This is a genomic window from Prevotella sp. TCVGH (genome assembly GCF_023522295.1).
In the GTDB taxonomy this organism is placed as follows: Bacteria; Bacteroidota; Bacteroidia; order Bacteroidales; family Bacteroidaceae; genus Prevotella; species Prevotella timonensis.
In genome coordinates this window covers 1-21,478 of sequence record NZ_QFFX01000040.1, presented here as the reverse complement: position 1 = coordinate 21,478, position 21,478 = coordinate 1, and the positions used below count along the sequence as shown (strand labels likewise).

Sequence of the window (21,478 nt, the reverse complement as noted above, 5' to 3'; positions counted from 1 at the left end):
GTTTTTTGAATCGATTGGTTATAGACGGGTTATTCATGAACGACCAAAAAGGAGTCCCCATGCTCCAAGCCTCACGTCTTTCGGTAAAGTTTGATGTATTCTCATTGATGCGTGGAGGAATCAACATCTCGTCTGCACAGTTATTTGGCATAAAAGCCAATTTATATCAGGCGAACAAGCATGAACAAACAAACTTTCAATTTCTTATTGATTCACTTGCATCTAAAGACACTACTTCGCAATCCACGCCAATCAATCTAAACTCAATGATTATCCGTCGTGGAAACATCCGTTATCGAGTTCTTGATCAACCCAAAGAAAATCATTTTTCTTTCAATGATATGGCATTTACAGAGATAAGTTCGCACATTGTTTTTAATCATATTTCGAATGACTCTCTCAATGTAAAGTTAAAAAACTTATCGTTTAAGGAAAAGTCTGGATTGCATGTTAAATCCTTAACAGCAAAGTTAATAGCAAACTCCTCTTCATGTTTTTTAGAGAATTTCAACCTCTCTCTCCCCCATTCGATGCTTCATGTCGACGAGGTTCGCACAAATTATCATCAAAAGAATCATCACATTGATTTATCTACACTTTCATATAAAGGTAGAATCAAAAGCTCAAAGCTTACATTAGCAGACTTTTCTTTCTTAGATGCTCAACTCTCCAAGTATACTTTTCCGTTTGATATCAAAACCTCGTTTCATGGAAATCGTAGTTCATTGACGCTATCTAACTTGCAGTTACAAGCAGAAAATATGTTCAAAGCTACTGCAAACGCAACACTGCAGGACTTGGATAAAAACCTGAAATGGATGTTGGAGCTTAAGGAATTGGGAGCAACCAGCAAAATGCTGTCAACATTTTTCCCGAAAATAGCGCAACAGTCTCCTTTTCAGCACTTCACAAATCTGAAATTAAAGGGTTTGGCTCGCGGTGTTCAGCAAGACTTCAATATTGATGGTCAGTTGGCATCAAATCTTGGAGAACTGAAGTTTCGTTTGCATAAAGAGAAAAACAACTACAATGGAACTTTGGAAACCATAGAGCTTAGTCTTGATAAACTACTGGAAAGAAAAGACTTAGGGAACATTACTTCAAGATTAGAACTGAAAGATTTTCAAAGATACTCGAATCATTCCAAATTCCTATTGAAAGGAGATATATCCAAAATTGACTATAAAGGTTACACCTATCACCATATTTATATTGACGGCAACGGTCTACTCAATCCTAAAAATGAGATCACAAGCTTTGAGGGAGTTGCAAATCTTAATGATCCCAACGGAGAACTTCATATTAGAGGAAAAGTAAATCGTCATCAAACAATTTACCAAGTGCAATTAGATGCGCAGGCAAAAGATTTACATTTAGCAGCGCTCAATATTTCTAAGAAGCTTCCACACCGTAAAGTCAGTTTTGAAGTTGGTGCAAATGTATCAGGTAAATCATTAAAGGATGCAACAGGTCAATTGAGCTTAAATCATCTTAGAATTGTTGATCAGCGTTCTCAATACCAACTCAACCATTTGGATTTGAAGGCTGGCTTTGATGAAAAGCATGAACATTTTGTATCCATTAATGGGGATTTTGGAAGTGCTATGATTGTAGGCACATTCGATTACGATGCTCTTTCTCAAAATGTTGTTAACATCATGATAGAGAAGTTACCCAGTTTGCAGCACTTAACCCCAATACGTCAACGGCATACCGCTCCCACGAATGCTCGACTTTATGCAGATATTCGCAATACTGATTGGGCACCTTACTTTTTTGGTGTTCCATTTGTGTTACACCAACCTCTACAAATTAGTGGAACCATGGAGAGTTCACAGAATTTGATGAATGTCCATATTACAGCACCAGATTTTACTTATGAGGGTAAGAAATATTATCAATGCTATGCTCACCTTCAAACACGACAAGATACACTTTGTTTGGATGCCGAACTGAATCGCCTGAACAAGCAAGATAAGAAATGGTCATGGTCGATAAAGTCTGCAGCTGCTAACAATCATTTATTGACAAAACTCTCTTTTGATAATCATGAATCGCATCCCTTCCGTGGTACTGTCAACACAGAAACACAATTCTTCAAGAATAACAAAGGCGATGCGGCTGCCCATATCAACATACATCCTTCTGAAATATTAGTTGAAGATAGTATTTGGAGAATAGAACCCTCTGACATTATTTATAGTAAGAATCATTTGAATGTAGACTACTTCTCTATTCACCACGACGATCAGCACATCATTGTCAGTGGATTGGCAACCCGCAATCCTAATGATTCGCTTTTGATAGACTTAAAAGATATTGACGTTAGCTATGTTCTGAATCTTCTTAACTTTCATGCTGTAGAGTTTGGCGGCTTACTGTCTGGCAAGGTTGTTGCGTCTGGATTGTTTGGAAATCCGAGAGGTCGTGCCGATGTGCTGGTAAATCAATTCAAGTTCGAGACAGGAAGAATGGGCGCCTTAGATGCGCACGTCGCTTGGAACGAAAAGACTAAACAGATTGACATTAACGCTGTTGCCAATGATGAACATCGTAAAACAGTAATTAATGGGTACGTTTCTCCTGAACGTGATTACTTGGATTTAGACATCTTAGCCAACAACACTCGCTTAGAGTTCTTGGAGGGCTTTTGTGATAGCTTTATGCAACAGGTAGATGCGAATGGTCGTGGTAGGCTTCGACTCTTTGGAAACTTAGGTAGTTTGAATTTAACGGGACAGGTAGTAGCAGATGGAACCGTTGGAATTACGCCCATTCATACGACCTATACCTTAAAGAACGATACGATTCGATTAGTCCCTAACGAAATTATTTTTAATCATAACATCATTTACGATCGTCACCAACACACCGGAATCCTTAATGGTGCATTAAAACATGACCACCTCAGTGATATACAATGTGATTTGCATGTGAAGGCAGACCATTTGTTGGCTTATGACACACACGATTTTGAAGAGGAAAACTTTTATGGAACCGCTTATTTAACAGGAGATTGTAACATAAAAACAAAAAGCGGTGAACTGACTATAGATGTGGATGCGACTCCGCAAAAAGGCTCACAATTTGTTTACAATGTTGCTGGCTATGGGCATTTAGATACACAAAAGTTTATCAAATGGACGTCACAAGCTGACTCTATGAAGAATGGTACGACGAATGAACTCGAACCACTGCAACAAACAACACAATTCCTGCGAGAAATCCCAAGTGACATCCGACTTAACTTCCTTATCAATTGTACGCCAAACATGGAGATTAAACTTATTATGGACAACCAGACAGGCGACTACATCTCCTTGAGAGGAAATGGAGTGTTACGAACCAATTACTATAATAAGGGAACCTTTGATATTTATGGCAACTACGTGGTGGATCATGGCATCTATCGTCTGACGGTTCAAAATATCATCAAGAAAGATTTCCAGTTTAGACAAGGAGGAACGATTGCATTTGGTGGAAATCCATACCTTGCCACCTTAGACCTAAATGCCATTTACACAGTGAATGGTGTTAGCTTAGCTGACTTAAATATCGGCAAGTCTTTCACAAGGAATAATACTCGTGTCAACTGTTTGATGAATATCACTGGCACTCCCGATACGCCGCAAATTGATTTTAACTTAGACCTGCCAACCATTAACAATGATGCAAAGCAAATGGTATATAGTTTGATGAATAGTGAAGAAGAAACGAAGCAACAAGTTTTGTATCTTCTCGCAGTAGGCAGATTTTATTCACAAGAAACCAAAAATGCAGCTATCAACAACCCCACTCAACCCAGTCAAGCAACGTTAGCCATGCAAAGCATTTTGAGTGGAACATTGAGTCAACAGATAAATACGGTCTTAAATTCTGTGATCGACAATACCAATTGGAACTTCGGTGCGAATATTTCTCCCGGAACAGAAGGATTTAACAATGCAGAATATGAAGGGAGCTTGTCTGGACGATTATTAGATAACCGCCTAAATATCAATGGGCAATTTGGATATCGTGATAATCCAAATGCGACCACTACTTTTATTGGCGATTTTGATATCAAATACTTACTCTATCCGAATGGCAATTTGGCGGTAAAGATTTATAATCAGACCAATGACCGATATTTCACGCGCAATAGTTTAACAACACAAGGAGTGGGCTTAATTATCAAGAAAGACTTTACAAACCTACGTGACTTGTTTGGAAGGAGACGTCAGAAAAAAGTCAAAACAAAAACTCCAGACAACTCACCACAACCCAAAACTAAATAAAAAGAAAAGCGGAAACAAATTACTCCTTGAAAGTTTGAAAAGCACTTTATAACTTAACGTTGCGAATATCTATCAGATTATTCACTATTGCGTAAATCGTTAAACCCGATGGAGAATGTATCTGTAGCTTTCGTGCTATATTTCGGCGATGTGTAATCACCGTATTGATAGAAATAAATAGATGGTCGGCAATTTCTTTATTCGTCATACCTTGAACCAAACTGACGATAACCTCCTTTTCGCGCTCACTTAAAATTTCCTGACTATGTGGTACCTGACTGAGCATCGAAGATATCTTAATGGAAACATCACTTTGTCTTAACTTCTTTTCTATATGTCGAATGGCAGGGATAAATATTTCATCTTCTACCATAGAATGAAGCGTAAGCCACTGTTCGCAATTATAGATATCGTACAATGTGGCTGTCAGCTGATTGTTCATCAGTCCATTAGAAGGTAAATATTTAATAATGATATTCTTTAACTCCTTCAGCTTTAAGTCTGTTTGTCCATGGTGTTTAGAATAGGTCTCAATATCGTATGTTTCGTCGATTTTACCATTCAATAAATCATCAACATACGGAAAAACATTCTTCTCCTCATACCGCATGTGATTTCTGATAGAATGTGCGTATTCATCATATAGTTTCAAGATGAGTCGAGCCAAGTTATTGGTTTCGTCCAAAGCGCCTGCCAGTTCCTTTCGAATGAATGGTAATTGAAAATCAAGATAATACGAATGACTTGCGCGTAAATATTGAATCAGGGTAGGAATATTCAGTTCATTTGAATCTTCATCCCCCTTATATCCATTTATGGTGAGGTTCACTATCGCCAAAAAAGTATAAGTATCCACATTCTGACTCTCACAAACTTCACGAACCGTTTTGTCACCAAAGCCTAAGTTGATGCCAAACGATCCAAGGCTTTGAAGAACACTATAGTTATCTCCAATAATGGAAATAAGCTTATCTTCAGGTTCGTACATCTTATGAACTTTCATTGTTTCAATCTTGTTATAACAATATTTGGGTACAAATATATATATATTTTACAATATATCAATCATTATTTTAGGGTATTTATCGATTAATTTTATTATTTCAAAGCTTCAATCGGTTTACTCGAATGAGATAATCGTACAAAATATCGTGTCAAGGCTATCCACTTAATGAACGATAAAGCTCCGATGCCCCTTCATTGATTTTTTGTTCTGTTAATCCTTCATTGATTTAATGTTCTGAAATGGCGAAGGGAATTCTATCTTTCTTCCTCTTCACCCAAAGACAACTTGTAATTATCAATTTCTTGTTGGAGATTCTTGGCGTGTTCCCTGAACATGAAGTTTTGGAATGGCAAACATGAATCTTCTTCTCTTGATTTTACCAAGGCTTCGATGTATTCGGCTTTGTCTTCCACTAATACCTTACTGGGAACCAAACCGAACTCTGTTTGAAGATGATTCATCATCAATCTTGACATCCTTCCATTACCGTCTACCCATGGATGAATCGTTACAAGCTTCAGATGTGCGTCAAAGCTTAGACGGTATTGCTCATATACATCAGGTTCTTTAATGAGATTTGTACGTCTCTCATTCATTTCTTTGCAGAAATCGTCTAACTTTTGTGGAACCTTTAGGTAACTCATGTAAGACTTTCCCATTGCTCCTGCCGTTACGTTTACCCGACGTAAATCTCCCTTTGACGAGTCAAATACACCACCCAGCGCATTGACTATCCCTCCTGTGCGTCTCATTACAGTTGAAGACAATTCATTTAGCATGTCGATGGAGAAAGGAGTGTGTTCCCTTGCCATGTCCATGCTTCTTTCATAGGCTGCCTTCAGGTCGAGGTTCATGTTCTGCTCTATAATACTTTTGCCCTTGGCAGTAAGTCCTTCGTCAAAGAGTAGCTGGTTCTCTACCTCAGTCATCGTCGAGCCTTCGATAGCAGTTGAATGAGTTATGATGGAATAGAGATAGAACTTTTCATAGTCTATCTGGTCTTGGAAGCTCAATCTCCTATGTTCTTCCAATATGTCTAAAAAATCTTGCTTATTCATCATCATCTAATATTTATGACAGCAAATATACTAACTTATAAGGAGTCATACAATTTTTTTTCATAAGAAAAAAGCTCGCCAATCCGATAGCGCAGTTATGTGGCTATCTATGTTGTGTGTAATGAACAAGATGCCTTTATCCTTTCCTGACAACAAGTGTCCTTAGCATTTCATCATCACATTCGATCAAAATGATTTTTTTACAATGAAAACCACCCATAAAGCAGCCTATATAGGTTTGGTAGCACGCTGTATGGAATGATAATTATTGCTGAATTTCCTTTACAAAGTGCCTCTCAAAACTCGCGTGTAAATCACCAACAGTAAAGTGGGTCGCAAATACGCGAGTTATGAGCAAGGTTTATAATCGCTTGTTATTGAATATGTTACAAATAAAGTCTCTCCTGTTACTCCATTTTCCCCCATTTTTCTTCGACTAACCCATTGAGATAAGCCTGCAATTTGCATGCTTTAATGCACTTGAAGCATGTGAATAACACCGCTAATGTATGTTTCCAAGCCCGTAAAATCAATGTTTCAGCTTTGAGAGACGTTTATTTTGTTAAAATCAGTGCATTTTTGCATCTCATTTGCCTATTGATTTTTTCTATTTTGAAGATTTTAGACGGTCGATTTTTGGTAAAATAATAGGACAAAAGCAATGAATGTTTTTGCCAAAAATGAGAAAGAAAAAACGGTGTTGAAGTTTCATCCATCAGATGAAATGAAAAGTGGCATTGGCAATACCTACCAGTACTGCCAATGCCTACTTTAACAAACGGACAGGATATGGCGCTTCTCTATCTCTGAAGCACTATACCCATACCACTATATTTATTCCCATTCAATCGTCGAAGGTGGTTTTGACGAAATGTCATAACATACGCGATTTACACCCTTGACCTTATTGATGATTTCGTTAGAAACCTTGGCAAGAAACTCGTATGGCAAGTGCGCCCAGTCTGCTGTCATGGCATCGGTGCTGGTAACCGCACGAAGTGCAACAGGGTGCTCGTAGGTGCGTTCATCCCCCATCACACCAACACTCCGTATGGTGGAGAGAAGTACTGTCCCTGCTTGCCACACCTTGTCGTAGAGCGGTTGTCCATCCTCACAAATCCATTGATGCAGTGCTTCAATATAAATATCGTCAGCTGCCTGAAGTATGGCTACCTTTTCAGGGGTAATATCGCCCAAGATGCGGACTGCCAAGCCCGGACCAGGGAACGGATGACGTTTAATCAGGTGCTCGGGCATCTCCAATTGTTGCCCTACACGGCGCACCTCGTCTTTGAACAACCATTGAAGTGGTTCGCAAAGTTTCAGCTTCATCTCCTTAGGAAGTCCGCCAACGTTATGATGACTCTTAATCACCATTCCTGTAATGCTTAGACTTTCTATTCTGTCTGGATAGATAGTACCTTGTGCCAACCATTTAGCGTCTGTAATTTTCTTGGCTTCTGCATTAAACACCTCCACAAAATCACGACCTATAATCTTACGCTTTTCTTCTGGATCGGTAACGCCTTTCAAGTCTTGAAAGAACTTTTTGCTGGCATCTACACCAATGACATTGAGCCCCAAACCTTCGTATGCCTTCATCACGCGCTTAAACTCATCTTTGCGCAGCATTCCATGGTCTACAAAAATACAAGTGAGATTTTTTCCTATCGCTTTGTTTAATAGCGTGGCACAAACGGAAGAATCTACTCCTCCACTTAAGCCTAAAATAACTCGATCGTTACCTAACTGCTGTTTAAGCTCCTTCACTGTGGTTTCCACAAATGAAGCTGGACTCCATTGTTGTTTACTTCCACAAATATCAACCACAAAGTTTTTCAACAAAGTAGTACCTTGTGTGGTGTGAAAAACTTCAGGATGAAACTGAACAGCCCACATTGGATATGTATCACTGGCATAGGCTGCATAGTGTACATCAGCAGTACTTGCGATGACATGGCAATCGGAAGGAATTGCAGTAATGGTATCTCCATGACTCATCCATACCTGTGAATGAGGCTCAAAACCTTTGAAAAGCGGATTTTCTGCATCAAAGTCTTTAAGGAGTGCACGCCCATATTCACGCGTCTCCGTGCGTTCAACCTTTCCACCATGAGTATGCGAAATAAATTGTGCACCATAACAAATACCTAAAACAGGATATTTGCCCATGAAATCGGATAAATTGCACAGGAAGGCCTCACGATCATGAACAGAATAAGGTGAGCCACTAAGGATGACACCGATAATAGAGTCATCGTTTTTGGGAAACTTGTTGTACGGCAGAATCTCGCAGAAGGTATCCAGTTCGCGTACACGTCGACCTATCAACTGTGTGGTTTGCGAACCAAAATCTAAGATAATAATCTTCTGTTGCATATAGCTATAATTGAAAATGAATAATATCGAATGAATAAATCAAATGAATCAACTTGTTGGATGAGGCTGTGATGACGTCGTGGGAGTATCCCATCGAGACATAAACGCAGCGGCTTGACTTAGTGTCTCTGGTTTGCCAACATCCAATAGTTGCAGGTTTGTATCTATATACGCTTTTATGGGTATGTGTTTACAAATATCTAAATAAAAATCAATGATACTAAAACTGGAAGGATAATCCTGCATCAGTGGAAACAATGTCGGCGAAAAGTTGTGAATGCCCGCGAAGGCAAACATCTTACAGTGAGCTGGATTGATATCAGGAAAAGGTGAGCGTACCTCTCCAGTCTCTATATTGGTCCACCCCACCAATTTTAATGTTTCATCAAAAAGTAGGTAGCGTTTTGTTTTGCGCTCACTCACAAGCAAGGTGGCGGCAGCTTCTTGATTCCTTGTATAGAAATGGGACAAATCCACATTGCTCAATATGTCCACATTGTGGATAAGGATTCGCTCCTGTGTAAATAGTTTCTGCGCATACTTGATACCCCCGCCCGTGTTAAGAAGTGTCTCTCTTTCTTCACTAATAAGGATGTCTATGCCAAAGTTATCGTGCGCATGAAGGAAGTCGATGATTTGCTGCGAGAAGTGGTGTACGTTGACAATGATACGCTCGAATCCAGCTTTCTTCAATCGTTCGATAACCAATTGAAGCAACGGTACACCACCAACTTGAACCAATGCTTTGGGCATGTGGTCTGTCAAGGGGCGTAATCGAGTGCCTAAACCAGCTGCAAAAATCATGGCTTGCTTCATGACGTGTATTCTTTTTTATTGAACTTGTAATTTTCTACGACTACTTTCAAACGGCTGTATCATGCGAATGGGTGTAACATCCTTTATTTAGCGGGCAAGGTTTGATTGATATTTTGTTCTCTATGAATGATTCTTACCTCAATGCCAAACTTGTCATGGATGTGTTCTGCCAAATGTTGTGCCGCATAAACACTTCGATGTTGCCCTCCTGTACAGCCAAACGAGAACATCAAACTCGTGAAACCACGCTCTATGTAACGGCTTACGTGGCGATCTGCCAACTTGTAGATATGGTCTAAAAAAGTAAGTATCTCGCCATCAGATTCCAAGAAACGAATCACAGGTTCGTCCAATCCTGTGAGACATTTATATGGTTCATAACGCCCCGGATTGTGAGTAGAACGACAATCAAAGACATATCCTCCACCATTGCCACTCGAATCTTCTGGGATTCCTTTGTGGAAAGAAAAGCTGTAAACACGTACCACCAAGACTCCCCCACCGTCATATTTAGAAAACGTAGCAGGTCCGTCAACAGGATTGGCATGATAAATATTATGTTGGGCAATTTTATAGCCGTCAGTTCGCTTTGTCTTTGGCTGTTCTATGATAGCAAATTGTGGCAGTTCGGTGAGCTGTTTGAGAATGTCCATCATATAAGGATAGTTGGAAACTACTCCATTGAGCTTCAGTAGCTCACGCAAATTCTGTATCGCAGGCGGAATTGAAGATAGGAAATGTTTCTTGCGTTCAAAGTAACCTCGAAAGCCATAAGCGCCCAATACTTGCAAAGTACGAAATAAAACAAAAAGGCTAAGACGCTCAACAAAGTGACGACTGGATGGTACTTCAATGTATCGTTTCAGCGAGTTATAGTAAGCAAAGACTAAATCCCGACGCAATTTGAAAGGATATTTTGCCGAAGCCTGCCACAAAAACGAGGCTAAGTCATAATAGAACGGACCTTTTCTTCCACCTTGATAATCAATAAAATGCGGATTTCCCTGCTCGTCAATCATCACATTGCGTGCTTGGAAGTCGCGATAAAGAAAGTATTCGGAAGGTTCTGCTGTTAGATCTTTTGCAAATAAGCGGAAGTTAGCTTCTAATTTCAGTTCATGAAAATCAATTCCTGTAGCCTTTAGAAAGCAATATTTGAAATAATTTAAATCAAACAACACACTATCTGCATCAAATGTAGGTTGTGGGTAACAATGTTTGAAATCCAAGCCACGGGCACCTTGTATTTGCATTGCAGGCAGAGCCTCTAAGGTACGCAGGAGCAATTTTTTCTCCTTTTGCGTATAACGCCCTCCTGCTTCACGGGCATCTTTCAGCAAATCAAACAGAGACGTGGTACCTAAATCCGTCTGTAAGTAACGAAGTTGATCGTCACCGACAGCTAATATTTTAGGAACAGGCAACAACTGTTTGGAAAAATGATTTGTCAGATAAATAAAGGCGTGGTTCTCATCACGGCTCGTACCTATCACTCCTATCGTCGTCTCTCCTTTAGAATTGGTAAAACGATAATAGCTTCGATTACTCCCAGCGCCTTCTATGGGGTCTATTTTTATGGGGTTCTCGTGCGCCCACTGTGTATAAAGCTCTATTAATTTCTCCATATATTCTATAGCCAAGTATCCCTCATAGGATTTATACAAAACTCTTTGTCAACAAGAAGATTCTGCCATGCAGATACTTGCCTTGTGTAAAGTACTGCAAAAATAATCATTTTTCATCAAATAGCCATCTTGTTCACAAGAAAAAGGTACAGATAAAAAGAAATCGGATGTCATCTCGACATCCGATATTCTTAAAACAAACTACTTAAAAACTAATCTACTAAAACAAATCAAAAATATCTTTTAAGCATTCACAGCAAAATACATTTTGGTAAGTTTTTTGATGTTTATATTGCAAAGATATATATATTCTTTGAAATTCAAAAGGATTTGTGCAAAAAAAAATCAAATAAAAAACAAAAAGGGACGAATCCTTATGAATCGTCCCTTCATATTTATCTCAATAAAGAGGTTTTCTTTACATCATTCCGCCCATTCCAGGAGCTGCTGGCATTGCTGGCTTTTCTTCTGGTTTGTCTACAATGAGGCATTCTGTTGTTAAGAACATTCCTGCAATAGAGGCTGCATTTTCCAAAGCAACACGTGCCACCTTTGCGGGGTCAACAATTCCTGCTTGGCGTAAATCCTCGTAAGTTTCGGTGCGAGCATTATAACCATAATCACCTTTACCTTCACGAACTTTGTCCACAACTACAGCTCCTTCGCCGCCTGCATTCGCAACAATCTGACGTAATGGTTCTTCAATTGCACGTTCAACAATTTTGATTCCAGTCTGTTCGTCACTATTTACACCCTTCAAGTCTTTCAGCGCATCCAGTGCACGGATGTAGGTAGTACCGCCACCTACCACAACACCTTCCTCAATTGCAGCACGAGTAGCACAAAGAGCATCGTCAACACGATCTTTCTTCTCCTTCATTTCTACTTCGCTGTTAGCTCCTACATAAAGAACTGCTACACCACCTGACAATTTAGCCAAACGCTCTTGCAACTTCTCTTTATCGTATGAACTTGTTGTGTGTTCTATTTCATTCTTGATTTGACTGATACGAGCTTGAATGTTTTCACTCTGTCCAGCACCGTTAACAATGGTTGTGTTGTCCTTTGTTACTGTCACTTTATCAGCAGAACCTAACATTTCAAGGGTAGCTTGCTCCAATTTCAAGCCTTTCTCCTCGCTGATAACCACACCACCTGTTAAAATAGCGATATCTTCAAGCATGGCTTTTCTGCGATCACCAAATCCAGGAGCCTTCACAGCACATATTTTCAATGCTGCACGCAAACGGTTTACTACCAATGTTGTCAATGCCTCAGAATCAACATCTTCTGCAATAACGAGCAAAGGACGACCACTTTCTGCAGCTGGCTGTAGGATAGGAAGGAAATCTTTGATGTTAGAAATCTTTTTGTCGTAAATCAAAATGTATGGATTTTCCATAACACTTTCCATCTTATCCGTGTCTGTTACGAAATAACTGGAAAGATATCCACGGTCGAATTGCATTCCTTCAACAACACCGATATTGGTATCACGGCTCTTACTCTCCTCAATAGTGATGACACCATTCTTGCTTACCTTGCGCATGGCATCAGCCAAAAGCTTTCCAATCTCAGGATCATTGTTAGCAGAAACCGTAGCAACTTGCTCAATCTTGTCGTAATTGTCGCCTACTTGCTCTGCATTGGACTTGATATAATCAACTACTGCATTAACTGCCTTGTCGATTCCTCTTTTCAAATCCATAGGATTAGCACCAGCTGTAACGTTTTTCAAACCTTCTGAAACAATGGCTTGTGTCAATATTGTAGCGGTGGTGGTACCGTCACCTGCATCGTCACCAGTTTTGGATGCAACGCTCTTTACCAATTGAGCACCTGTATTCTCAAACGAATCCTCTAACTCAATTTCTTTAGCAACGGTTACTCCATCTTTTGTTATTTGTGGAGCACCAAACTTTTTCTCAATAACAACATTACGTCCTTTAGGACCTAAAGTGATTTTTACAGCGTTAGCCAACTGGTCAACACCTTGTTTAAGCAAATCTCTTGCTTCTACATCAAATTTAATATCTTTAGCCATATCTTTATTTTCTTTGTTTGTATCTAAATTATTTTTATTGAATCAATGCTTTTGTCTTATACGTTCAACTATTTAACAATAGCGAGTACATCACTTTGACGCATCATCAAGTATTTTTCACCCTCATACTCAAGTTCGGTTCCGCTGTACTTTCCATAGAGTACTTCGTCCCCTTCTTTAAGAATCATCTCTTCATCTTTTGTTCCATTCCCAACAGCTACTATCTTTCCATGTAATGGCTTTTCTTTCGCTGTATCAGGAATAATAATTCCACCTACTTTTTCTTCTGCAGGTGCAGGAAGCACCAAAACTCGGTCTGCTAATGGTTTAATGTTCATAATCATTATATTTTAAGTTATTCATAAATTGCATTTTCAGGACTATGATGCCGCATGAGTAGCAACACTTGTTCTGAACCAAACACCCCAAGCTATACGAAAAGTGTGCCAAAAACACAGCTGACAAGTTTGGCAGTGTTATATATGACAGATATGTCAGTCATTCTAAGTTGATGGTAGTATTGAGACAAAATGTCATTGTTCGCCTCTTAGAACACCACAATGCGCCTAAACTTGAAAATAAGAAAAGAAGACATTAGCACCATGAAAATGCATCTCCATTCTTAATCCCATATAACATATTTTACATGGATAGCTTTGAGGCTTTCGTGAAATATTATTATCTTTGCAAAGTCAAATTAGGAATAAAATTCATACTAATATAATTATGAGTAAACAAGTAGAAAAGATTAAAACATTGGTAGAAAAACGGGAGCAAGCTCGACTTGGAGGAGGTCTAAAAGCCATTGAAAAGCAGCATGCCCGTGGCAAATATACAGCACGTGAACGCATAGATATGCTCGTTGATGAAGGCTCTTTCGAGGAGTATGATATGTTCAAACTTCATCAATGCCATAACTTCGGAATGGAAAAGAAACAAATCTTGGGAGATGGTGTTGTGACAGGTAGTGCCACCATTGACGGACGTTTAGTTTACGTTTACGCACAAGATTTCACCGTCAACGGTGGTTCATTGTCTCTTACCATGGCTCAAAAGATTTGTAAGATTATGGATTTAGCCATCCAAAATGGTGCTCCAATCATTTGCATGAACGACTCTGGAGGTGCTCGAATACAAGAGGGAATCTGTGCATTGGCTGGATATGGTGAAATATTTGAAAGAAATATCTTAGCAAGCGGTGTTGTTCCACAAATTTCTGCCATATTAGGTCCATGCGCCGGAGGTGCTGTTTACTCTCCTGCACTCACTGACTTTATTTTTATGACAGAAGGAACAAGTTATATGTTCCTTACAGGTCCTAAAGTCGTAAAGACCGTTACGGGTGAGGATATTGATGCAGAACATTTGGGAGGAGCCAGTGTTCATGCTACGAAAAGTGGTGTTACCCACTTCACTGCAAAGAATGATACAGAAGTCTTGGCATTGATTAAAACCCTTCTTAGTTATCTTCCCTCTAACAATACCGAAGAAGCTCCTCGCTTACAGAATGAAGATCCCATCAATAGAACGAGTGATTTGCTAAACGAGATATTACCAGACGATCCGAACCAAGCCTATAATATGTATAAGGTGATAGGCGAAATAACCGACAATGGTGAATTCTTTGAAGTCCAACCCAAGTTCGCAAAGAATCTCATTACAGGATTTGCACGTTTCAATGGACAGAGTGTGGGCATTGTTGCCAACCAGCCACAGGCTTATGCAGGCGTTCTCGACACCAATGCAAGCCGCAAGGGTGCTCGTTTTGTTCGTTTTTGTGATGCCTTTAACATTCCAATCGTTTCGTTGGTAGACGTACCCGGATTCTTGCCCGGTACAGGTCAGGAATATAATGCTGTGATTCTTCATGGCGCACAATTACTCTATGCTTATGGCGAAGCAACGGTACCTAAGATTACTATCACACTCCGAAAGAGTTATGGTGGTAGCCACATCGTGATGGGATGCAAGCAATTGCGCTCCGACCTCAACTTTGCATGGCCAACAGCTGAAATAGCTGTGATGGGTGCATCAGGTGCTGTAGCCGTGTTGAGTGCTAAAGAAGCAAAGATGAAGAAAGAAGCTGGCGAGGATGTTCGTGCTTTCTTGGCAGAAAAAGAAGAAGAATATACCAACCTTTTTGCTAATCCTTATCAGGCAGCACAATATGGTTATATTGACGATGTCATTGAACCAAGAAATACAAGATTTAGAATTTGTAGAGGTTTGGCACAGTTAGCACACAAACGTCAACAGCTTCCAGCCAAGAAACATGGCTGTATGCCAATGTAATCAACCGCTCAACATTCAAATAAAATGGATAAGAATATATATGCAGCCATTGCTATGGCTCTCTTTGAATATCAGGGAAATAATGTGCACGATATTGAGCCTGGAAAGATTACCATTCTACCCAAGCACACTTTATGGAATGCTAAATTCCTCTCTTTCACAGAGAGACCCTAACTAATCACAGTTCATAATCTCTCGTCAATCAACGAGAATGGAAATATAGGATATGAAAACATTTAAATATATCATCGACGGAAAAGAATATCAAGTCGAAATAACCGATGTAGTCGACAATAAAGCGCAGGTAACTGTCAACGGAAAAGACTTTCAAGTAGAAATGGAAGCGCAGCCCGAAGCAGAGAAGAAAACTGTAACTCAACTGCCCCAGTCGGACGAGAAGGTAGAAACAGAGACTTCTACCACAGGACAGGTTAATACAGAGCAGGCTATCAAAGCTCCACTCCCTGGTGTTATTACAGAAATAAAGGTATCAGTAGGCGATCAAGTGAAAGCTGGAGATACCGTCGTAGTATTGGAAGCCATGAAGATGGCAAATAATATTGAGGCTGAAAAGGATGGAACCGTCACTGCTATTTGCATCAAACAGGGCGAAAGTGTCATGGAAGACACGCCCTTGGTGGTCATAGAATAAGCATTCATGACCTTCCTTTTTACGTTAGACATCTAACAACTGTGTTGATAGACAGCTGTTAGATGTCTTTTCTTTTGTGATAAATTCTTATTCTAATCATAAAAAATACTGAAAATCAGACGTTAAATTTTCAATTTGAAAATAAACCGACCTTATTTTCATTTATTTTTTGTATCTTTGCATGGAGCATAGCATGTAACCTGTAGTATCGTACTACAAAGTCTTTCATTCTTAGCTCTGACAATAAACAAGTAAATGCCAAAGAGGACATGACAAAAAAGATTTTATTCATCAATCAAGAGATGATGCCATACGTCCCAGAGACAGAAATGTCCAAGATGGGTCGCGAACTTCCACAAACGATGCAGGAAAGTGGGTACGAAATCAGAACATTTATGCCTAAATGGGGAAACATAAATGAGCGGCGCGGCCAGCTACATGAAGTGATTCGCCTTTCTGGAATGAATCTCATCATCGACGAGACCGATCACCCACTACTCATCAAGGTGGCATCCATACCACAAGTAAGAATTCAAGTTTACTTTATTGACAACGAAGACTATTTTACCAAACGCCAAATGACCGTTGACGAATCGGGTGATGAATACCCTGACAACGGAGAACGCGCTATATTCTTTGCACGTGGTGTATTGGAAACGGTCAAAAAATTACGTTGGGTGCCCGATATTATCCATTGTCAAGGCTGGATGGGAGCAGTGGTTCCTTTCTATGTGAAGACTGCTTTCAAGGACGAGCCTTCGTTTGCGAATGCAAAAGTTATCACGGCTTTATTTCAAAACCAGCTTAAGAAGGATTTGGGAACCAATTTCAAACGCTGCGTGGAATACAGAGATGCAAAAGTAGACTTATTGGATGCTTATCACGAAAAGTTTGACTTCTTTGAATTAGGCAAATTAGCCATTGACTATAGTGATGGAATTATAGAAACTGGTAACGATGTCAACAAAGACCTCATACAGTATGCCAAGAGCAAAGACATCCCATTCCTTGACGATCCAGGAAAGGAATATGCAAAGGCATATCAAGATTTTTATGATTTAATTCTCGAGAAATAGAGCTTTTTATAGATTTATAAGTCTTCCGTTAGACCGCTTATATCGTATAAAAGTCCGTACAATAGCATAAACACAAATGAAGAATCAGTTTATCGCAATCATCGCTTTTGCTGCTTTTTTGCTCGCATCATGCGACGACACCACAGATACACTCGGTGGATCACTCACAAATAAGATGGACAAACTGGAGATTTCGGCAGATACATTCATGGTATCTACGCGCTCCATTGCTGCCGACTCCGTACTCTCTCGAACTACCATAGGGTATTTAGGTAAAATCAAGGATACCGAAACGGGTGGTTATATTACAGGCAATTATATGACCCAATTTCGAATACCAGAGAACTATGCTTTCCCAAGTGCCCAGCAAATGACGCATAAGATAAACGACATCATCGTAGCAGACTCTTGCGAAATCCGTCTTTACTACGCAACTTTTTACGGAGACTCATTGGCTCCCATGAAAGTAACGGCTTATGCGATGAGCAAACCTATGAATGAAGATCGAAAATACTATTCTAATTTCGACCCTATCAAGCAAGGCTATGTCTCACCAAATGCGTATCAGGTAGACAAAATCTATACGCTGACGGACGCCAAAGCACAAGCAGGAAAATCCAACAACGGCAATAGCAGCAAGTATATTACCATCAAGCTTAACCAACCTTATACTGCGCCGGACGGCAAGGAATATAACAATTTTGGTACGTATGTGCTGCAACAATATTATCAGCATCCTGCGTATTTCAAGAATTCATTTTCATTTGCCCAACATGTGGTGCCAGGTTTTTATCTAAAGAATGCAAGTGGACTTGGCTCAATAGTTTATATCAATTTGAGTCAATTAAACATTTACTTCACCTTCAAGCATAATAATAAGGAACAAGTCGGGAGTGCTTCGTTTTCTGGCACAGAAGAAGTGCTTCAAACTTCCAACATATCTAATGATGCACACACCATTCAAAGTTTGGTAAACAATCATGAGCATACGTATTTGAAGTCACCCGCAGGCATCTTTACAGAACTGACTATCCCCGTTGATGAGATTTTGAAGGGTCACGAAAAAGACTCACTGAATGCAGCAAAAATTCATTTAGCCCGACTAAACAATCTCGTGAATAGCAAATATGCATTGGACATTCCTCAAACACTCTTATTAGTTCAAAAGGATAGCCTTTACAGTTTTTTTGAAAACAAGCGCATCGCAGATTATAAAACTTCGTTTTTAGCAACCTATAATGCAGCTAACAACGGATACACCTTTCATAATATAGGAAGCGTTATCAAGGAAATGAAGAAAAACAAGATGGCAGGCACACGTTCCAAAGATTGGAATAAATTGGTGGTGATACCCGTTCAGGCAACATATTATTCGTACAATCAAAACAAAATTCTTACACGAGTAGTGCATGACATGTCACTCACCAGCACACGCTTGTTGGGTGGAAATCAACCACTGAGTTTATCTGTCATTTACTCACATTTCCAATAGATGGCTGACAATTATTTAGAAAGAAAACAAAGAGAGTACGAAGAGCATAAAGCGGCTTGGCTCAAGAAGAAAAAGTTACACTTGCAAAAGCCCAAACAGCTCGTTCGAAAAGAGAATCAATAAACAACATGAAAAGGTATTTTACTATTCAAAGTAGAATACCTTTTTCGTTTCACTTTACTTCACATTTAGATATGTTTATTGAAGCAATGAGTTAAGTGTCTTAACCCATGTGAATAACGCCCTTAACTCATGTGAATAACACCCTTAACCCATGTGAATAACACCCTTAACTCATGTAGATAACTCCGTTAACCCATGTAGATAACTCCGTTAACCCATGTAGATAACTCCGTTAACTCATGTAGATAACACCCTTAACCCATGTAGATAAGCGGGTTAAGTCAATGTTTCAATTCAGAAACATATTGCTCCAAGAAATTTTGTGTATCAAAACTGTCGTACGAAGGTTACGCACACTCCTCTGATTCGTCTATATTTCTCCCTCCTCTATCCAGTAAAATAGATGAATATGAAAGAAATAATTGAATATCGTCAACGGCATTTAACTTTTCTTACATTTAATCTTGACTTTGCAACCCCTCATCGATAGGCATTTTAAGGTAAATTCGTGGCATCAATCGAATAAAATATGTAACTTTGCAACAAGAAATATTTTTAACTTAAAAAAATAGACATGGAAACGAAACAGACAATTCTTGTTACGGGTGGAACGGGTTTTATAGGTTCACACACCACCGTGGAGTTACAACAAGCTGGATACAACGTTGTTATTGTCGATAATCTATCTAACTCCAAGATTGAAGTTCTTGATGGCATTGAGAAGATAACTGGAATACGTCCACACTTTGAACAAATTGACTTATGCAATTTTGAAGACACAGAAGCTGTGTTCAAGAAGTATAATGATATTGCAGGTATCATCCATTTCGCAGCATCAAAGGCAGTGGGCGAAAGCGTGGAGAAACCTTTGCTGTATTACAGGAACAACATCACCTCGCTACTTAATTTATTGGAGCTGATGCCCAAATATCATGTCAAAGGCATCATCTTCTCAAGTAGTTGTACCGTCTATGGACAGCCAACGGCTGAAAATCTACCTGTTACCGAAGAGGCTCCCATCCAAAAAGCATTGTCTCCGTATGGTAATACCAAGCAAATCAACGAAGAAATTATCCAAGATTACATACATAGTGGAGCAAAGTTGAAGAGTATTATCTTGAGATACTTTAACCCTATTGGTGCACATCCATCTGCTAACATCGGAGAACTCCCTAATGGAGTACCCAACAATTTGATACCTTACGTAACGCAAACAGCCATGGGCATTCGCAAGGAACTCACTATCTTTGGGAACGATTATGATACCCCCGATGGAACTTGCATCCGAGATTATATTTATGTTGTAGACTTAGCAAAGGCACATGTGGCTGCTATGAAGCGTGTACTGGAGAAAGAGACAAGTCCTCTTGAGATTTTCAATATCGGTACGGGGCATGGTGAGTCTACATTAGAGATTGTCAAAGGGTTTGAGAAAGCCACTGGTGTAAAACTTAATTGGAAGTACGGACCACGCCGAGAGGGCGATATAGAGAAAGTTTGGGGAAACGTAGACAAGGCAAACAAAGTCTTGGAATGGAAGGCGGACACCCCTATCGAGGAAGTTTTAGCCTCTGCATGGAAATGGCAAGAACGCCTGCGTGACGAGGGTGTGATGTAAATCTCCTGCCCTAAGTATAGAAATACACATCAAGAAACGTTAATGTAGGTTAATACTCAAAAGTTCTTAATCGTGCAATTTCGATGACTTAGCTTTTTATCGTACCTTTGCAACCACTTCCACGAGATGGGAGTATTAATTCAAACCTATTTAAATAATACAAAAAATGGCAACAAAAATCAGATTGCAACGCCGCGGTCGTAAGGGTTATGCTTTTTATAGCATCATTATCGCTGACGCAAGAGCACCACGTGATGGTAAATTTACTGAAAAGATTGGAACGTATAATCCTAATACGAATCCAGCAGCTGTAGATTTGAATTTCGACAGAGCGCTCTATTGGTTAGAAGTTGGTGCACAACCAACCGACACTGTTCGTAACATTTTGAAACGCGAAGGAGTTTATTTAATGAAACACTTGCGTGGAGGTGTAAAGAAGGGAGCTTTTGATGAAGCTGCAATGCAAAGCAAATTCGATGCTTGGAAACAAGACAAAGTGAAAGGCTTACAAGCTTGTGCTGCCAATGAGGCTCAAGCCAAGAAAGATGCAATTGCAAAAGAACTTGAAGAAGAGAAGAAGATTAATGCTGAAATAGCAAAGAAGGTAGCAGAGAAAAAGGCTGCTGCAAAGGCTGAAGAAGAAGCTGCAAAAGCTGAAGAAGAAGCTGCTAATGCTGCTGAAGAAGGAACTCAAGAAACTTCTGAAGAAGCACCAGCTACAGAAACAGAAGAAACTCCTGCTGAAGCATAAGACAAAATTCTTTTATTCTGATACAAAAAAAGTCAATATGGAAGTTTTCATATTGACTTTTTTTGTACCTCAAAGGCTGAAAAGCAACTACCACCCAGAGGTTATTTGGGAAAGATTGGTTATCTATAACTGCCGTCCATGACAGAAATTAAAATCTTATTAGGTCAACACAAAAGATAAATGAGATGTTCTGGCTAATGTGACAAAAATGTGCATAAAAACGTTTCAACTACTTGTAAATCATTACCTTTGTTCCATTTATATATTTA

15 protein-coding genes are annotated in these 21,478 nt (G+C 39.5%); 8 read left to right on the top strand and 7 right to left on the bottom strand.

Going from position 1 to position 21,478, the window contains the following annotated elements:
• Positions 1-35 precede the first annotated feature (35 nt).
• Positions 36-4,277 carry a translocation/assembly module TamB domain-containing protein gene (locus tag DEM91_RS08425; RefSeq protein WP_249858603.1) on the top strand — a complete coding sequence of 1,414 codons (4,242 nt, stop codon included), beginning with the start codon at positions 36-38 and terminating at the stop codon, positions 4,275-4,277.
• 46 nt (positions 4,278-4,323) lie between these two features.
• Here DEM91_RS08425 and DEM91_RS08420 read toward each other — a convergent pair whose 3' ends face one another.
• The 7 genes from DEM91_RS08420 to DEM91_RS08390 all read right to left on the bottom strand — a co-directional run bounded on the left by DEM91_RS08420 (position 4,324) and on the right by DEM91_RS08390 (position 13,543).
• Positions 4,324-5,280 carry a LuxR C-terminal-related transcriptional regulator gene (locus DEM91_RS08420; protein ID WP_103003375.1) on the bottom strand — a complete coding sequence of 319 codons (957 nt, stop codon included), beginning with the start codon at positions 5,278-5,280 and terminating at the stop codon, positions 4,324-4,326.
• Positions 5,281-5,537: 257 nt separating this feature from the next.
• A complete protein-coding gene (locus tag DEM91_RS08415) occupies positions 5,538-6,341 on the bottom strand; it encodes a Fic family protein (RefSeq protein WP_249858602.1) in 804 nt (267 codons plus the stop codon).
• Positions 6,342-7,175: 834 nt separating this feature from the next.
• Positions 7,176-8,720 carry a glutamine-hydrolyzing GMP synthase gene (gene guaA, locus DEM91_RS08410; protein ID WP_249858601.1) on the bottom strand — a complete coding sequence of 515 codons (1,545 nt, stop codon included), beginning with the start codon at positions 8,718-8,720 and terminating at the stop codon, positions 7,176-7,178.
• A gap of 48 nt (positions 8,721-8,768) precedes the next feature.
• Positions 8,769-9,536: a sugar phosphate nucleotidyltransferase gene (locus DEM91_RS08405; RefSeq protein ID WP_249858600.1), complete on the bottom strand. Its 768-nt coding sequence runs from the start codon at positions 9,534-9,536 to the stop codon at positions 8,769-8,771.
• Between the two features lie 83 nt (positions 9,537-9,619).
• Positions 9,620-11,161: a phosphotransferase gene (locus tag DEM91_RS08400; RefSeq protein WP_249858599.1), complete on the bottom strand. Its 1,542-nt coding sequence runs from the start codon at positions 11,159-11,161 to the stop codon at positions 9,620-9,622.
• 418 nt (positions 11,162-11,579) lie between these two features.
• Positions 11,580-13,205 (bottom strand): chaperonin GroEL, encoded by a 1,626-nt coding sequence (gene groL, locus DEM91_RS08395; RefSeq protein WP_008121818.1) that lies wholly within the window; start codon positions 13,203-13,205, stop codon positions 11,580-11,582.
• Positions 13,206-13,273: 68 nt separating this feature from the next.
• Positions 13,274-13,543, bottom strand: coding sequence for a co-chaperone GroES (locus DEM91_RS08390; protein WP_025072712.1), 270 nt, complete (start codon positions 13,541-13,543; stop codon positions 13,274-13,276).
• Positions 13,544-13,931: 388 nt separating this feature from the next.
• Between DEM91_RS08390 and DEM91_RS08385 the strand changes: the two genes are divergently transcribed.
• The 7 genes from DEM91_RS08385 to DEM91_RS08350 all read left to right on the top strand — a co-directional run bounded on the left by DEM91_RS08385 (position 13,932) and on the right by DEM91_RS08350 (position 21,209).
• A complete protein-coding gene (locus DEM91_RS08385) occupies positions 13,932-15,497 on the top strand; it encodes an acyl-CoA carboxylase subunit beta (protein ID WP_249858598.1) in 1,566 nt (521 codons plus the stop codon).
• A 24-nt stretch (positions 15,498-15,521) separates the two neighbouring features.
• A complete protein-coding gene (locus tag DEM91_RS08380) occupies positions 15,522-15,671 on the top strand; it encodes a hypothetical protein (protein WP_008121814.1) in 150 nt (49 codons plus the stop codon).
• Between the two features lie 52 nt (positions 15,672-15,723).
• Positions 15,724-16,149 carry a biotin/lipoyl-containing protein gene (locus DEM91_RS08375; protein WP_249858597.1) on the top strand — a complete coding sequence of 142 codons (426 nt, stop codon included), beginning with the start codon at positions 15,724-15,726 and terminating at the stop codon, positions 16,147-16,149.
• A 269-nt stretch (positions 16,150-16,418) separates the two neighbouring features.
• Positions 16,419-17,225, top strand: coding sequence for a glycogen/starch synthase (locus DEM91_RS08370; protein WP_008121812.1), 807 nt, complete (start codon positions 16,419-16,421; stop codon positions 17,223-17,225).
• A 76-nt stretch (positions 17,226-17,301) separates the two neighbouring features.
• Positions 17,302-18,717, top strand: coding sequence for a DUF4270 domain-containing protein (locus DEM91_RS08365; protein ID WP_249858596.1), 1,416 nt, complete (start codon positions 17,302-17,304; stop codon positions 18,715-18,717).
• A 697-nt stretch (positions 18,718-19,414) separates the two neighbouring features.
• A complete protein-coding gene (gene galE / locus DEM91_RS08355; protein ID WP_008121810.1) occupies positions 19,415-20,458 on the top strand; it encodes a UDP-glucose 4-epimerase GalE in 1,044 nt (347 codons plus the stop codon).
• Positions 20,459-20,624: 166 nt separating this feature from the next.
• On the top strand, positions 20,625-21,209 hold the full coding sequence (locus DEM91_RS08350) for a 30S ribosomal protein S16 (protein ID WP_195253950.1): 585 nt from the start codon (positions 20,625-20,627) through the stop codon (positions 21,207-21,209).
• Positions 21,210-21,478: the final 269 nt, after the last annotated feature.

What these genes read in the sequence shown, in the direction of transcription:
- DEM91_RS08425 (WP_249858603.1), top strand. Translation starts at nt 36, where the DNA reads ATGAACGACCAAAAAGGAGTCCCCATGCTCCAAGCCTCACGTCTTTCG.
- DEM91_RS08420 (WP_103003375.1), bottom strand. Translation starts at nt 5,280, where the DNA reads ATGAAAGTTCATAAGATGTACGAACCTGAAGATAAGCTTATTTCCATT.
- DEM91_RS08415 (WP_249858602.1), bottom strand. Translation starts at nt 6,341, where the DNA reads ATGAATAAGCAAGATTTTTTAGACATATTGGAAGAACATAGGAGATTG.
- guaA (WP_249858601.1), bottom strand. Translation starts at nt 8,720, where the DNA reads ATGCAACAGAAGATTATTATCTTAGATTTTGGTTCGCAAACCACACAG.
- DEM91_RS08405 (WP_249858600.1), bottom strand. Translation starts at nt 9,536, where the DNA reads ATGAAGCAAGCCATGATTTTTGCAGCTGGTTTAGGCACTCGATTACGC.
- DEM91_RS08400 (WP_249858599.1), bottom strand. Translation starts at nt 11,161, where the DNA reads ATGGAGAAATTAATAGAGCTTTATACACAGTGGGCGCACGAGAACCCC.
- groL (WP_008121818.1), bottom strand. Translation starts at nt 13,205, where the DNA reads ATGGCTAAAGATATTAAATTTGATGTAGAAGCAAGAGATTTGCTTAAA.
- DEM91_RS08390 (WP_025072712.1), bottom strand. Translation starts at nt 13,543, where the DNA reads ATGAACATTAAACCATTAGCAGACCGAGTTTTGGTGCTTCCTGCACCT.
- DEM91_RS08385 (WP_249858598.1), top strand. Translation starts at nt 13,932, where the DNA reads ATGAGTAAACAAGTAGAAAAGATTAAAACATTGGTAGAAAAACGGGAG.
- DEM91_RS08380 (WP_008121814.1), top strand. Translation starts at nt 15,522, where the DNA reads ATGGATAAGAATATATATGCAGCCATTGCTATGGCTCTCTTTGAATAT.
- DEM91_RS08375 (WP_249858597.1), top strand. Translation starts at nt 15,724, where the DNA reads ATGAAAACATTTAAATATATCATCGACGGAAAAGAATATCAAGTCGAA.
- DEM91_RS08370 (WP_008121812.1), top strand. Translation starts at nt 16,419, where the DNA reads ATGACAAAAAAGATTTTATTCATCAATCAAGAGATGATGCCATACGTC.
- DEM91_RS08365 (WP_249858596.1), top strand. Translation starts at nt 17,302, where the DNA reads ATGAAGAATCAGTTTATCGCAATCATCGCTTTTGCTGCTTTTTTGCTC.
- galE (WP_008121810.1), top strand. Translation starts at nt 19,415, where the DNA reads ATGGAAACGAAACAGACAATTCTTGTTACGGGTGGAACGGGTTTTATA.
- DEM91_RS08350 (WP_195253950.1), top strand. Translation starts at nt 20,625, where the DNA reads ATGGCAACAAAAATCAGATTGCAACGCCGCGGTCGTAAGGGTTATGCT.